The organism is Thermoactinomyces mirandus (assembly GCF_013868055.1).
Lineage (GTDB): Bacteria > Bacillota > Bacilli > Thermoactinomycetales > Thermoactinomycetaceae > Thermoactinomyces > Thermoactinomyces mirandus.
The window spans coordinates 45,429-60,407 of the sequence record NZ_JACEOL010000001.1; the positions used below are offsets into that span (position 1 = coordinate 45,429).

13 protein-coding genes, 1 riboswitch and 1 other annotated feature are annotated in these 14,979 nt (G+C 47.5%); of the genes, 1 reads left to right on the plus strand and 12 read right to left on the minus strand.

Annotated elements, in window-relative coordinates; genetic code table 11:
* Nucleotides 1-17: 17 nt before the first annotated feature.
* The 4 genes from lepA to gpr form a co-directional block, all read right to left on the minus strand.
* Nucleotides 18-1,835: a translation elongation factor 4 gene (gene lepA / locus H2C83_RS00230; protein ID WP_181736590.1), complete on the minus strand. Its 1,818-nt coding sequence runs from the start codon at nucleotides 1,833-1,835 to the stop codon at nucleotides 18-20.
* A gap of 137 nt (nucleotides 1,836-1,972) precedes the next feature.
* Entirely contained in the window at nucleotides 1,973-2,326 is a 354-nt protein-coding gene (locus tag H2C83_RS00235; RefSeq protein ID WP_181736592.1) for a DUF3679 domain-containing protein, read from the minus strand.
* Nucleotides 2,327-2,348: 22 nt separating this feature from the next.
* Nucleotides 2,349-3,485, minus strand: coding sequence for a stage II sporulation protein P (spoIIP, locus tag H2C83_RS00240; protein WP_181736594.1), 1,137 nt, complete (start codon nucleotides 3,483-3,485; stop codon nucleotides 2,349-2,351).
* A gap of 216 nt (nucleotides 3,486-3,701) precedes the next feature.
* Entirely contained in the window at nucleotides 3,702-4,811 is a 1,110-nt protein-coding gene (gpr, locus tag H2C83_RS00245; protein ID WP_181736596.1) for a GPR endopeptidase, read from the minus strand.
* 156 nt (nucleotides 4,812-4,967) lie between these two features.
* On the opposite strand from gpr, the gene rpsT reads away from it, so the two are divergent.
* Nucleotides 4,968-5,234, plus strand: coding sequence for a 30S ribosomal protein S20 (gene rpsT / locus H2C83_RS00250; protein ID WP_181736598.1), 267 nt, complete (start codon nucleotides 4,968-4,970; stop codon nucleotides 5,232-5,234).
* Between the two features lie 81 nt (nucleotides 5,235-5,315).
* Here rpsT and trpS read toward each other — a convergent pair whose 3' ends face one another.
* The 8 genes from trpS to H2C83_RS00290 all read right to left on the minus strand — a co-directional run bounded on the left by trpS (nucleotide 5,316) and on the right by H2C83_RS00290 (nucleotide 14,723).
* Nucleotides 5,316-6,293 carry a tryptophan--tRNA ligase gene (gene trpS / locus H2C83_RS00255; RefSeq protein ID WP_181736600.1) on the minus strand — a complete coding sequence of 326 codons (978 nt, stop codon included), beginning with the start codon at nucleotides 6,291-6,293 and terminating at the stop codon, nucleotides 5,316-5,318.
* A gap of 41 nt (nucleotides 6,294-6,334) precedes the next feature.
* Nucleotides 6,335-6,558: a binding site (T-box leader), on the minus strand.
* 187 nt (nucleotides 6,559-6,745) lie between these two features.
* Nucleotides 6,746-7,768, minus strand: a complete 1,023-nt coding sequence (gene holA / locus H2C83_RS00260; protein WP_181736602.1) for a DNA polymerase III subunit delta — start codon at nucleotides 7,766-7,768, stop codon at nucleotides 6,746-6,748.
* Between the two features lie 17 nt (nucleotides 7,769-7,785).
* On the minus strand, nucleotides 7,786-8,463 hold the full coding sequence (locus H2C83_RS00265) for an anti-sigma factor (RefSeq protein ID WP_181736604.1): 678 nt from the start codon (nucleotides 8,461-8,463) through the stop codon (nucleotides 7,786-7,788).
* On the minus strand, nucleotides 8,445-9,002 hold the full coding sequence (locus H2C83_RS00270; protein ID WP_181736606.1) for an RNA polymerase sigma factor: 558 nt from the start codon (nucleotides 9,000-9,002) through the stop codon (nucleotides 8,445-8,447). The genes H2C83_RS00265 and H2C83_RS00270 overlap by 19 nt, the downstream gene beginning before the upstream one ends.
* 121 nt (nucleotides 9,003-9,123) lie before the next feature.
* Entirely contained in the window at nucleotides 9,124-11,517 is a 2,394-nt protein-coding gene (locus H2C83_RS00275) for a DNA internalization-related competence protein ComEC/Rec2 (protein WP_181736608.1), read from the minus strand.
* Between the two features lie 230 nt (nucleotides 11,518-11,747).
* The gene (dcd, locus tag H2C83_RS00280; protein WP_181736610.1) at nucleotides 11,748-12,305 is read right to left on the minus strand and encodes a dCTP deaminase; all 558 of its coding nucleotides are present in this window, start codon (nucleotides 12,303-12,305) and stop codon (nucleotides 11,748-11,750) included.
* An 88-nt stretch (nucleotides 12,306-12,393) separates the two neighbouring features.
* Complete coding sequence (locus H2C83_RS00285; protein ID WP_181736612.1) at nucleotides 12,394-13,554, minus strand: aminotransferase class I/II-fold pyridoxal phosphate-dependent enzyme; 1,161 nt, start codon at nucleotides 13,552-13,554, stop codon at nucleotides 12,394-12,396.
* 14 nt (nucleotides 13,555-13,568) lie between these two features.
* Nucleotides 13,569-14,723 (minus strand): aminotransferase class I/II-fold pyridoxal phosphate-dependent enzyme, encoded by a 1,155-nt coding sequence (locus tag H2C83_RS00290; protein ID WP_181736615.1) that lies wholly within the window; start codon nucleotides 14,721-14,723, stop codon nucleotides 13,569-13,571.
* A gap of 88 nt (nucleotides 14,724-14,811) precedes the next feature.
* A riboswitch (SAM riboswitch) is annotated at nucleotides 14,812-14,924 on the minus strand.
* Nucleotides 14,925-14,979: the final 55 nt, after the last annotated feature.

Consider the following 14,979-nt stretch of genomic DNA (forward strand, 5'->3'; position numbering starts at 1 on the left):
GCCTGCGGCTTTTCTGATTATTTCTGTTCATCGATCTTCAGAACTGCCATAAAAGCCTCCTGGGGAACTTCCACATTGCCAACGGCTTTCATGCGTTTTTTCCCCTCTTTCTGTTTCTCCAGCAATTTTCTTTTACGGCTTACATCTCCACCATAACATTTTGCCAGCACATTTTTGCGCATCGCGCTGATTGTTTCCCTGGCAATCACTTTATTGCCAATGGCTGCCTGGATCGGTACCTCAAACATCTGGCGCGGAATCAGTTTTCTCAATTTTTCCACCAGTGCCCGTCCGCGCTGGTAGGCACGCTCGCGGTGGACAATAAAGGAAAGGGCATCAACCACTTCGCCATTGAGAAGAATATCCATCTTGACGAGATTTGAAGCCTTGTACCCAACCAGTTCATAATCATACGAAGCGTAACCTTTGGTATTTGATTTCAACTGGTCAAAAAAGTCATAGACAATTTCGGCCAGGGGCAATTCATAAACCAGATTGACGCGATTGGTATCGAGATAGTTCAAGGTAACATACTGGCCTCGTTTGTTTTGGCAGATCTCCATGACCGCCCCCACAAAATCATCGGGAACCATAATGCTTGCTTTTACATAAGGTTCTTCCACCCGTTCAATTTCCTGCACTGGCGGCATCAGGGTCGGATTTTCGATTTCCAGCATCGTCTGATCGGTTTTGTAAACCTTGTATACTACACTGGGAGCGGTCGTAATCAACTGGATTCCAAATTCCCGTTCAATCCGCTCCTGAATAATCTCCATGTGCAACAGTCCCAGAAAACCGCACCGGAATCCAAACCCGAGTGCCTGCGAAGTTTCCGGTTCGTAGGAAAGCGAAGCATCATTCAGTTCCAGTTTTTCGAGCGCTTCCCGTAAATCATCGTAATCTGAAGAATCAACGGGATATAAGCCGCAAAAGACCATGGGATTGATGCGCCGGTAACCGGGCAGCGGTTCTATCGCTGGGTTGTCGGCATTGGTGATGGTATCACCTACACGCGTATCACGCACATTTTTGATATTGGCGCAGACAAAACCGACTTCCCCGGGCTTCAGTTCGTCCAGGGTGATAGCGTTGGGCGTAAATGCGCCTACTTCTGTTACCTCAAAGGTTTTGCCGGTTGACATCATTTTAATCGGCATCCCTTTTTTAATCGTTCCTTCCACTACGCGGGTATAGATAATAACCCCTTTGTAGGAATCATAGAGAGAATCAAAAATCAATGCCCTAAGCGGAGCCTTTTCATCGCCTTCCGGCGGGGGGACCTTTTCGATGATCTGCTCCAGGATCTCTTCAATTCCGATTCCGGATTTGGCCGATGCCAAAACGGCATTACTGGCATCCAAACCGATGACATCTTCAATTTCCTGCTTGACCCGTTCCGGTTCAGCGCTTGGCAGGTCAATTTTATTGATGACGGGAATGATTTCAAGATCATTTTCCAGAGCCAGATAAACATTTGCCAGCGTTTGTGCTTCCACTCCCTGTGATGCATCCACGACAAGCAATGCCCCTTCACATGCCTGCAGGCTTCGGGAAACTTCATAGGTGAAGTCAACATGTCCCGGAGTATCAATCAAATTCAGAATATATTCCCGGCCGTCCCTGGCTTTATATGGCAGGCGGACTGATTGCAACTTGATGGTAATTCCCCGTTCTCTCTCCAAATCCATCCGGTCCAGAAACTGTTCCTGCATTTCCCGCTTGGTCAGTGCTCCGGTCTTCTCCAGAATCCGGTCAGCCAGTGTGGATTTTCCATGATCGATATGAGCAATAATTGAGAAATTGCGGATCCGTGCTTGTTTCTCTTTGTTTTCCATTCCCGTTCCTTTCCCTCCTGCATAAAAAAGCAAGACTGCATTATTTAATTATAACAGTCTCATGGCCGGGATTCAATTGTCACAAAAGAAAGCACAAGGTGATTCCTTGTGCAACACATCGCCTATGGGTGAGAACATTACGATTGTGTCCATACAAACATCAAATCGGCCAATTTGCGCAAAACCTGGCGAATTGCTGTTCCCAACTGATTTCCGACCAGTGCCAGGTAATTGGTTCCCTCTTTGGGAGGCTGGTCTATTGTGACGGATTCATTTTTGGCGAGTGCTTGATCATCCGGTTTTCGTGTCTCGATTACCTGTCCAAATACCGAGATTTCAATTTTTCCGTCTTTGGGTGTTATCTGAATGGCACGTTCCGCTCCTTCCGTTCCCTGCATCTTGTGCATGTTGCGCTCTGCCAGATCGATCCCGACAAAAATCCCCAATCCCAGCATTGTGAAAAGAGCGATTACCTGCACCCATACGCGCATGTTCTTCCACCTCTGACACGCTTTAATTTTTTTTCTTCATTACTGGCGTGGCTTCATGGATCCTTTCTGCCAATACCTCTGCAAATACTTCGATCGACCGGAATGCCTCTTCAAATGAGTTATCCACTCCTCCAACTTCCACAAGCATACTGTTGGGGGAAAGAGACTGGTTATATTCACCGTTGTTCCCATTTGCCCGCTCTTTAATAATCACTGCACGGGACAATCCGGGATACCGGTTATTAATTTCCTTGTGCATTTCCCGGGCCAATTTCAGATTCTCTGCATAATTCTTGCTTGATTTTCCGACTACAAACGCCAGTCGTGCGTAAGATTTGCCGCCATAAGATTTGGTCGTTTTGTCCCTTCTCTGCGCATCCCGGTGCAAATCAATCAGGTACGTGATGTCGCCGTGCTGTTTCATCACCGATTGCACCATTGCCCTTGACTGCCGGTAAGCGCCGGAATCCCAGGTATATTTGCGTTCAGCCGTTACGGCGCCAATTCCCATTTTCTCCAGCACACTTGCCAGATACTTCGATACCCGGGTAATGTTCTTTTCGACATGTGTCGCCTTGCGCGGGTCCTGTTTCCCCAGTTCCGGCAAATAAGACTCCCAGAAATGTGTTGTGTAAATCAATACCTGTTTCCGCTTGATTCCGTCATTGGAGGTGCTTGTCCGCCCTTGCTCCGGCTTTTCCATCGCCTTGATAATTTCTTTTTCCAGTTCGGGCGGCGGGGGCGATTCGATCGGAATGGAAGTGTAATCCACGTCAGCACTGGCCACATCGATTTCGCTGTCGAAAAGCGCATACAGAGGAAGTTCCCTGCCCAGAAAGGTTCGGGGATCCTTGAGATCAATGCTGGTCGCCAATTCAAAAGTCATGCGGGAGACGATCTCATCCAGTCCCGCTGCCCCCATCTGTTCCTTCAGGTAAGGAAGATTTTCACCCATCAGCATTACCAGGGTTTTGGCGGATATGTGAGAAGTCACCTTGCTTAAATCGGAACCCTGCAATCTGTTTTCAGCCTGTACCATTACCCATGCGCCCAGGAAAGAAAACATCACCGCCACTGCCAGAAATACAAACACCAACACCTGTCTCGTTCTCGGACGGGCCATGTTTAATGTGAGAAACCCGCGATACCGGTTATTCATCAGGTTCACCCTTTGTTTGCTTCTCTCTCGTTCCTAAACTATGAAAAATCTAGCAAGAGTAGAACCTGTGAAATTTGAAAAAGCAGGATTCAAATTGATAGAAAAAACAACAAAAAAGCCTGTGCACAGGCACAAGCCCAGACTGTAGAAAAATATAAACAGAACCTTTGCTGTTGCAAAAATACAGTTCAACAAAAGCCTCCCGGTTAATGAAGTTCACCATACATGCGAAGCGACATTTTCCATATTGACCGACTCGTGCAAGGCACAATTGACGCTGTTGGCAATGATTTTGGCAATCGCTGCCATAAAGGAATCTACTTCTTTGGGCGTCACAATAAGATTTTGGCCCAAAGGAGAGAGCACTTCATGAATCAATTGCCTTTTTTCGTCGTCCCCCAAAGCACCAAACAGGCCCATCATGCGGTGGACGGTTTCATCTGGAGTCCGGTAGTCTTGCAGGTCTTTTACGGACGGCCGTTTGTAAGGATCAAGTGGATTGCTTTTTACCCCGTGAATTTCACGGCCCAAATGAGCAGTGACAAAATCGATCGTATCGAAGGCAATGGTAACCGCATCCACGACTGTGGGCACGCCAATTGCAATCACCGGGATGCCCAGGGTTTCTCTGGTTAAGGCTTTTCGTTTGTTTCCAACGCCCGATCCCGGATGAATCCCGGTATCTGCTACCTGAATGGTAGTGTTGACCCGCGTTAATGCCCGGGAAGCCAGCGAATCAAAAGCGATGACAAAATCCGGCCTAGCTTTTTCCACCACTCCCTTGATGATGTCACTCGTTTCGATGCCCGTCAGTCCCAATACCCCGGGGGACAATGCACTGACCGGGCGATAGCCTTCTGCCACCGCTTCCGGTTCCAGTTCAAACAGATGGCGGGTAACCATGGTATGTTTTACCACCAGCGGACCAAATGCATCTGCGGTCACATTCCAGTTTCCCAATCCTACAATGAGACAGGAATCATTGGGGCCAATCCCTGCTTCCTGCAAAAAACGCTCAAACTGGTCGGCAAAATGACCGGCGACTTTCTGGCCGAATATGGAATCTCTCGACCTTAGCCCCGGCGCTTCAATTGTCAGGTAAGTGCCCGGAACCTTTCCTATTTCCCGGGCGCCCTGCTCATTTTTGATCCAGATCCAGCTGGTTGTAATTCCTCCATCAGTGTTTTCCCAGATTTGCACTCCCGGAATAGAGCTTCCGTCTGACCGCTTTTTGGCGGCCATCTCATGGGATTCCCGAGCCAGGTCAGTCCGGACAGTATATTGACTCAAGTCGATCTGATGTTCTTGCGGACGATTCTGATTCATGCATTTTGCTCCTTCCATCACATCCCAGACTTAGTCTGCCTCAAGCAGTTTTATTTATTCTCCTGCCCGATTATTGCTTTTTATACCTTCACGTGCTAGAATATTGCATGTTGCACTAAAGGGATGCGGAATCCTTTTTAATGGGAGGTGAATGACTTGGCAAACATCAAATCCGCAATCAAACGCGCCAAAACCAATGAAGTGCGGCGCTTGCGCAATTCTTCCCAGAAATCGGCAATGCGTACCGAAATAAAAAAATTCTTGACTGCCGTAGAAAATCAGGATAAAGAGCAAGCAACAATTTTGTTGAACCAGGCAACCCGCAGTCTGGACAAAGCTGTCACCAAAGGATTGATCCACAAAAACACTGCTGCTCGCAAAAAATCCCGTCTTGCTAAAAAATTGCAAACCATGAATGCATAAAACATATTTTTTCCCTATAACTCGGCTCATCCATCAAAAAAGATGCCATTTGAACAGATTGGCATCTTTTTTGATGGATAATTACAAAACTCCCATCGCCTCTTTCATTTTACGCAATGTTTCCTCCGCAACAGCATTGGCCTTTTCTTTTCCTTCTGCCAACACCTGATCCAGAAGGGAGGATTTTCGAATCTGATAGTAACGCTCCTGAATCGGCTGCAGATGATCTACCGTCACTTCGATCAGATCTTTTTTAAACAATCCGTAGCCGACCCCTTCATACTGTTTTTCCAGTTCTTTGATCGACTTTCCAGACAGCGAGCTGTAAATGCCCAACAAATTGCTGATCCCGGGTTTGGTGGCCGGATCATGGCGAACCTGGTTTTCCGAATCGGTCACCGCCCGTTTCAATTTTTTCTCAATCATTTTTGGATCATCCAGCATGGCGATATAGTTAAAAGCGCTGTCTGCACTTTTACTCATTTTTTTCTCCGGATTGTCCAGGCCCATGACCCGGGCACCCACCTGGCCAATCAAGGGTTCTGGAACCGTCAGCACTTCCTGGTAATCCCGGTTAAACCGCTCCGCCAGATCCCGTGTCAGTTCCAGATGCTGTTTCTGGTCTTCACCGACCGGAACCTGATCCGCCTGATACAACAGAATATCTGCCGCCATCAGAACCGGATAGGTATATAAACCGACCAGTGCCGAATCCGAACCTTTCCCTTTTTCCTTAAACTGGATCATCCGGTTCAGTTCACCGACACGGGCGACGCATTGCAACAGCCAGCAGGCTTCCGAGTGCGCCTTAACCTGTGACTGGACGAACAGAGTTACCTTTTCAGGATCAAGTCCTACCGCCAGGTACATGGCAACCACATCTCTGGTCCTTTCGAGAAGCTCTTCGGGATTTTTCGGGATGGTGAGAGCGTGCAGATTGACAACACAGAAATAACAATCTGCCTCATTCTGCAATTTCACAAACTGTTTGATCGCACCCAGATAATTTCCCAAATGCAGCATTCCCGTCGGCTGCACACCGGATAAAACGCGTTTCATCCATACCACTCCTTTGCAAGATATAAAAAAACCCGCCCCACCAAAGGGACGAGTTTACTCGCGGTACCACCCTCGTTCATCCGCAGGCTCCCCCGCGGATGCACTTTCCAAAATAACGGTTTTGTCCGTTTTTTCCTACAGGAGATTCTCTCCGTTCAGAAAACCAGCTCCAAAGTCCATTCACACAGTTTGCTGATTGGCTCGCACCATCCGCCAACTCTCTTGACAGCCTCCCTGTGCTACTACTCTTTTTCAACGCTGTTTGAGATATGAACTTTTGCTGACCGCAAAAAACAGGTTATATTAAGCTATATTCTCAGGCAATCATCTTTAAAAGTCAAGCATTCTGTGTCAGGATTCCTGTTAAGGAGTCTGAAAATATGGCTCTATCCTTGCAGACCGTTTTGCCGCCGCTTTTGTGACTTTATTGAGACGATTTAGTCTGGCAGCTTTTAAACAAACGCTTGATGAATGGAAAGCAATAACCGTTCAACAGCCAGCACCTTGTCCATCTTGCCCGATTTAATTTCCTGATCTGCCAAAATAGCCGACATCAAGAGTTGGCACAGCTGGGATTCCGAAAACCTGGCCCCATGCCTGAGAGCAAGTTTGACCGGATAGGGATGCACTTTCAGAAACCGGGCCATTTCCTTGTCGGACATCCCTTTTTTCGCCAATGTCTTTACCTGCAGCATTAACCGGAACTGGCGCACAATCAGGGCAAGAATCCGAACCGGCTCTTCCTTTTGGAACAACAGGTCCTGCCAAATCATGAATGCCTGGCCGATCTGGCGTTCGGCTATTTTTTCCGTCAGCTTGAATACATCATGTTCCAATGTACGCGGAACCAGCATTGAAACCGCTTCCGCCGTAACCGTGCCTTCCTTTCCGGCGTAAGCAGCCAGCTTCATGCACTCCTGATTCAGCAGTTGCAAATCGGAGCCCACCAGAAGGATGAACTCTTTCAAAGCTGCAGTATCAATGTGGACATCAAGCTGTTTAAAGCGCCGATCCACCCATTGCATCAGCTTTTTGCCTTTCAGGGGGGAGAATTCGATGGTACAGGCTTTCTTCAGCAATGCCTTTACCACTTTTTTGCGCTTGTCCAGTTGTTCGGAGTTAACCGTAATTACGACAATACTGGATGAAAGAGGATCTTCCAGATATTTGAGAAGGGAATCCAGGTCATGTTTGAGGCCGGTTTGAGTCTTTTTTGATGTAAGAAATTGTGCATGGTTACCGACAATAAAGCGGCGGTCGCCAAAAAAAGGAAGGGTTTCGGCTTCCTGAACCAGCGTTTGCACCGGTGTCTCCTCCAGATCCAATGAGACAAAGTTGCCAAATGGATCATCAGACGGCATCCATTTCTTTTTCATCCATCGCACAGTTTCTTCTATCAAAAACGATTCCGTCCCAAAGAAGAAATAAAAGGGATATCGTTCCCCTTTTTTCAGTTTCTGCAAAGACTGATCCACTTTTTACACCTCTTGCTCTATTGAACTTCTTGCTTCTTCACCACATCTACCGTTATGATTTCCGGAACTTGCCGGTCAGCATGGATCAGCGTCACTTTTACCACCTGATCCGTTAACCACTCAATCTTTTGCAATTGAAGCTGTTCTGAATTGAATAATCGTTCATACTGCAGTGCACCATCCGCCCTGACAACCACCAGTTTCCTCTCTTTCCATTCTGCGCGATAAGTTTGGTTTGGCGACCATATGACGGAATTTGCTTTTTCCATATTCGCATCTTTTTCTTCTAATTGTGAATATACACCTGCTTCATTCGTATCCCCCATCTTTTGTCCATTTTCAAGATCAGAGGATTGAAACTTCATTAACGCAAACAGGCCGGCAAAGCTTACGATCACCGCCGCGGCCACCGCTCTTCCCACAGACAGCCACCTGGTTCGGCTCGGGCTGCTGACTGTTTTCGAACGGGATGTTTCCTCCCTTTCAATCTGATCGAGTACTTGCGGTATCACACTATGCGGAGGATCTGTCCTGGGAAGAAGGGACAATTGACGGGAAACTTCCATCAATTCATCGGCATTCTGTCGATCTTCCGTCGATTCTTGCAAATGCTTCTCAAGCATGCTTTTTTCCAATTGGGACAAGTCATTATCCAGATTCCTCTGGGACCATTCCATTATTTTTTCATCTGCCATGAGAAGTCCCCTCCTTCCTGGTATTCTGACAGCCATTTCTGCAACTGTTTTCGTCCCCGGAAAAGGTGAGATTTGACCGTATTGAGCGGCAGTCCCATTGCTTCAGAAATTTCCTTGTAATTGTACTCCTGTACATACCGTAAAATAATGGCTGTTTGCTGAGGCATGGGAAGGCGTCGAATTGCCTGCTTCAAATCGGAGATCACTGCCCCCTTTTCAACTTCTTTTCCTGCATTGCGGTCTTCACGAATTGCATCTTCTTCCATTAAGACCACCTTCTTCCGTTTGCGGAACATATCCATACAAACATTGGTCACAATTCGTTGGGCCCATGTATAAATCATTGCCTCTCCCTTATATGAAGGCAGATTTCGATAAACTTTCAGCAGAGCCTCCTGAGTTGCATCCAGCGCATCCTGTTCGTTTCCCATCAGATAAAAAGCGGTACGGTAGAGCGGTGTTTCCAACTTGCTCAGGATTTCAACCATTGCCTTTCGCTCCCCGGCTTGTGCCCGCTGTATCAATTCCGAGTCAAGCAAATAAATACCCCCTATATTTATTGACCTGTTTCCCATCATGTAAGTTGCAACAGGAGATATGTATAAAAGTAGTATATAGAAAAACGTTGTTGTTTTTAATAAGGAATATTACTTTTCCGGATCAATTATGGGAACTGATTTTTACGCTTCTTTTTCCGACTTCAAAAATCACCGCTCCATGCACATCCGTCCGCCAAATGGAAATTCCCCTTTTTTTCAGGCGGGAGATGATTTCGGGAGCGGGATGGCCGTACATATTGTTCTTTCCGGCAGAAATCACGGCATACCTGGGACCGAGTTCAGAAAGCCACTGTTCATGAGTAGAGGTTTCACTTCCATGATGGGCAACTTTCAGCAAATCGATTTTCGGCCAATTCCAGCGCCTGAGCAATCTTTTTTCCGTCTCGACCCCGATATCCCCGGGAAGCAGAACCTGAAAGCCGTGAACTGACAGCAGAATGACAACCGAATCATCATTGGTCTCCTTCCGGTCTTTAGCCCCCACATCCGGTTCCGGATGCATAAAAGTCAGCAAAACCCCTTTATCAATCTGCCATGTCTTCCCCGTCCTGGGCACATTAACGGGGATCTCCCGTTTTCCCAACTCCATCATAATTTTATGCTCAATCTCATTTCGCGGTAAATGGAAATTACACACCACGCTTCGTACCGGAAACCGCTCTATCACATCAAGCAAGCCATTAATATGGTCTGTATCGCCATGTGTCATGATGAGCAAATCAATTTGCCTGATTCCGCGTGACTTCAAATATGGCACAATGATATCAGCGCCCGCTTCAAACGGATCTTTGCGTTTTCGCCAGCTTTCCCTGGCAAAAACAGCATTTCCCCCTCCGTCGATCAGGGCGGTAAATCCATTTTCTGTTTCAATCACCGTCGCATCGCCTTGTCCCACATCCAAAAAGGCCAGACGTACTGTGTAAGGGTCTTTTCCTGTAATCAATACCGCAATCAGGATGGACAAAAGCAAAACACTTCCCGCACGAACCGTTTTTCGGCCATGCGGCTGAAGCCATCCCCACAAGCCAAGGGCAGTGGTCACATAATAAAGAATGATCCACCACCCGGGCGGAGATCTCCATGCCAGATGGAATCCCTGCCATCTGGTCATCCATTCTGCAAGAATTTGTACCGACAAAATCATCCCTTGCAACAGACCGGCCAGCAATTGCGCCCCTGCTTCAAAAACCAGCCCCCAGACCAGCGATACAAAAGCTGACGGAAGAATCACAAAACTGAACAAAGGAACCAGCAGGAAATTGACCAGCCAGGAAAGGACGGAATATTCATGAAAATGATAAATAACGACAGGAAAGGATAACCATTGGGCAATAAAATTGCTCGCGGCAAGATAACAGAAAGTTGGTCGGGAAACAGGCAATCTGCGGGCAATCGGTTCCGTCAGGGTAATCAGCCCGGCCGTGAGCATAAAACTCAGTTGGAAACCGGCCTCGAAGATTTGATAAGGATTCCACGCCGATTGAAGTAAAAAAGCAACACCCAAAAAAGAAAAACTGTCTTTTGGTTTCTGAAAAAACAGTGAGATCATGGCCAGTCCAGCCATGATCGTCGCACGGACAACTGGTGCATCAAGTCCGGCCAATACGGCATAGACAGGCAGAAACAACAGCACAAACAGTGCCGCTTTTTCCCTGGTTAAACCAATCAATTTAAAAATGAAATAAACTGCTCCTGCCAGCACAGTAACATGTAATCCCGAAATTGACAACAAGTGTACTATTCCAAGGGTAGAAAATTGCCTCTCCCAAGCAGGCTCCACTTCCGTTCTTTCTCCCAACAGAAGCCCTTTCAAAAAACCGGCCACCGACTCGTCATACAGGGCATCCAGTTTGCCGGACAACCGCATTCTCCATTTTTCAATCCACACAAGCGGATGCATCCTGGTCTCCGTAACTGCCGTTACATTTTCAAACCTTCCTTTGCCGATCCAGTGAATCTGGTGGCGAAACAGATAGGCCTGATAGTCCATCCCGCCCGGATTGCGCGGTTTAGCCGGTTTTTCCAGTCTGAGTGAAAGCCGGATCACAGACTGGCTGCGCAACTGTTTGGCGGCCTTTAACTCCTCTTTTGTCCCGAGACGGATAAAAACCTGAATTTTTTCTCCTTTCGGGTAGAGATCAGTGCGGCCATGGCACAGACTGTCCAGCTTCATGGCGAAACTTAGCGCATCGCCGTCTACCCGTGGGGAGGATTTAATTTTCCCCAGGGCCGTCAACTCTTTTCCGGCTAAAGCTAGCGAAATCCGGCTGACATTTTTCTGATCCACCCAGGAAAAATGGGCTGCTGCCAGAAACAAGGCAGCTGTAAAGACAAGAATTGCACGCCCTTCCCGGAACAGGTATTCATACAGCCCGCCCACAACAACAATACAAATAGCCAATCCCAGATAAAAGGCCGGAGCGGAGTCCATCCAAAAAGCTAATACAATTCCGCTTCCCCATCCAAATCCGGCAGCAACAAAGGGGCGCTGCAAACCAATTCCCTCCCAATCCACACCTCAACTCCGGACTATTTCTGCCAATTTTTACTATTTCCTCCTGGTTTTGAAGATGAATTGAACGATTTCTGTCAAATTTTGTTGCCAGGCAGAAAAAAAGCGCGGTTTCCCGCGCAGAGTCATTAATATGACATGCCGAAACGGAGCGGTATCTCCGAACATCACCTTCAGCTCAGGCCGCACAGTCAACCATGAAAGTGCAATTTCTAAACCGTAGGCAGCGTGATTCCTTTCTGGAATTGATACTTTCCTTGTTTTACCCGATAAGAAACCTCACATACCTCATCACTTTCCAGAAAGAGGATCTGGCAAAGCCCCTCATTGGAATAGATTTTGGCCGGCAAAGGTGTAGTGTTGGAGATTTCCAGCGTCACATAACCTTCCCATCCCGGTTCAAGCGGAGTAACATTGGTAATAATGCCGCAGCGGGCATAGGTAGATTTCCCGACACAAATCGCCAGCACGTTTTCCGGGATCCGGAAATATTCCACCGACCGCGCCAGGCCAAAGGAATTGGGAGGGATGATACACACATCCCCCTGATAATCCACAAACGAATTGAAATCAATTTTTTTGGGATCGATCACTGAATTCAAGGCATTATGGAAAATCTTGTATTCATCCGAAACACGCAAATCATATCCATAACTGCTCAAACCATAACTGACCGCTTCACCCTTTCCGACATTCCGATCAATAAATGGTTCAATCATTCCATGTTTTTCTGCCATTTCACGTATCCATTTGTCTGATTTGATCGTCATTGTTATAAGAACCCCTTCTAACTCTGTTTTTTCTTTCTCATTTTACATGATGATGGCAGAAAGAAAAATGTCCCCTTTTGGAGGCGAATTATTTTCCAGCAAAAGAAACGGTCACTTTTCTGTCAATGGCTTGTGCCAAGTCCGCGATCAGATCATCGGAATTTTCCAGTCCGGCAGAGAACCTCAACAATCCGTCGGTAATTCCGTGCCTTTTTCTTATCACGGGGGGAACAGAAGCATGCGACATTCTGACAGGATATGACAAAATGCTTTCTACGGCTCCCAGACTTACGGCAACGATTGGCAGCCGGACGCGTTTCAGGATCTGCTCCGCCTTTTCCCTGTTGCCCACATCAAAAGAGAGGACCGCCCCGTGTCCGCTGGCCTGTTTACAATGCAAAGAGTGGCCTTCATGTGAGGGCAGGCCGGTATAATATACCTTTTTCACATCGGGATGCCGTTCCAGCCATAAAGCAATTTTTTCCGCATTTCTGGTGGAACACTCCATCCTGGCCTGTAATGTTTTCAGCCCCCTGAGCAGTAACCATGAGTCATGGACACCCAAAATGGCCCCAAAATCATTTTGCAGCCGTCCCACCTGTTCAGCCAGTCCCTTGTCCCTGACCACTACCAATCCGGCCACAACGTCGCTGTGGCCGCCGATAAACTTGGTGGCACTGTGGATGACAATATCCGCTCCCAATAGCAGTGGACGCTGATAACAGGGACTTAACATCGTATTGTCCACAATGGTTAACAGCCGATGCGCCTTTGCGAGTTGGGAAATGACGCGCAAATTGCTGACTTTCAGAAGAGGATTGGAAGGAGTTTCAACATATATGGCTTTGGTGGCCGGCCGAATTGCCTGTATGATCTGGTCGATTTGAGTGGTGTCCACAAAAGTTGACTCAATCCCCAGTCGCTGAAACACCCGGGTCAATACCCGATAGGTTCCGCCATAAACATCCCGCGACACAATGAGGTGATCTCCGCGCGAGAATAACAGAAACACCGTTGAGACCGCTGCCATGCCGGAAGCAAAAGCAAAACCTTTACAGCCTGATTCCAGTTTGGCAATCGTATTTTCCAGCGCCTGACGAGTGGGATTGCCCGAGCGGCTGTAATCAAACTGGCCAGGCTGATCAATCTGCTGATGAAAAGTTGAGGTTTGGTAAAGGGGAATGCTGGCCGCTCCTGTCACCGGATCAATTTCGTTTCCATTGTGCAAAAGCCTTGTCTCAAAATACATGTTTGTTCCTCCTTTTATTTCCAGCCAGTTTGGATGGCTGCCTGCTCCAACGCCTGATCAAGATCGGAAACCAAATCATCAATATGTTCAATCCCTGCGGACAATCGCAACAAACGGTCACAAACCCCCGTTTTTTCCCGGATTGCCGCAGGAACATCGGCATGAGTCTGCGTTGCGGGATATGTCAGCAAACTCTCCACACCCCCAAGACTCTCCGTAAATGCAATCACTTTCAAATTTTTCAGGAAATGCGGCACCTGGCCGGCATCCTTCACCCGGAATGAAATCATGCCACCATATCCCCTGGCCTGTTCGTCCAGGATTTTTTTCCCGGCCGGGTCAAGAGACGGATAGAACACCTTATCCACCAGCCGGTGTCTTGCCAGAAAATCTGCCAGAAGCTGTGCATTTTGCTGATGTTTCTGCATGCGAAGCGCCAACGTTTTCATTCCTCTCATCAACAACCAGGAATCAAGCGGTCCCAATGTTGCCCCGATTGAATTCTGGACAAACCGGATTCGTTCCGCCAATTCCTTTTCTTTTGCCACAATAAGACCTGCCAGTACATCATTGTGCCCTCCCAGATATTTGGTAGCACTATGGACAACAATATCGGCCCCCAGTAAGAGAGGCTGCTGGAAATATGGAGTCATGAACGTATTGTCTGCAATGACGCACAGCCCCTGTTTCTTTGCCCATTGGCAGATCGCTTTCAAATCGATGACCCGCATGAGCGGATTGGTCGGGGATTCGATGAAAATCCCCCGGGTATTTGGCTGAAGCGCCTTTTCCACTTCCTCAGGATTGCGTAAGTCGACAAAAGTAAAGGATAAACCGTAATGGGACAATACTTTCTGAAACAGGCGGTAGGTTCCGCCATACAAGTCAATTGAAACAATAAAATGATCCCCCTTTTTAAACAGACCCATTACCGTATGAATGGCTGCCATGCCGGAACTGCACGCAAACCCCTCGTCACCGCCTTCCAGACGGGCAATGCTTTCTTCAAGTACATCGCGCGTCGGGTTTGCCGTTCTCGCATAGTCATAGCCGGTGCTTCCCCCGGATCTATGTTCATAAGCAGTTGAAAAATATACCGGAAAACTGACAGCGCCAGTTCCTGTTTCCTTTTTCGTGCCGATTTGAGCCAGTCTTGTTTCCAATCTCATGGATGTTCCCCTCCTGATGTTGATCAATGTAAAAAGCCCCTTCTGCAATAAGAGAAGAGGCTTTTTATCCCGGTCAAGTCAGCTTCTTCCCTTATCTCTCAGAAACACAAGGCTTTCTGCAGGAATTAGCACCTTCCGGTGAATTGCCACCGAGGTTGCCGGGCTTCATCGGGCCAGTCCCTCCGCCGCTCTGGATAAGAGAAATTTCATAAACATATTCTGTTAACATAATTTTAAAACAATTATATTTGTTCTC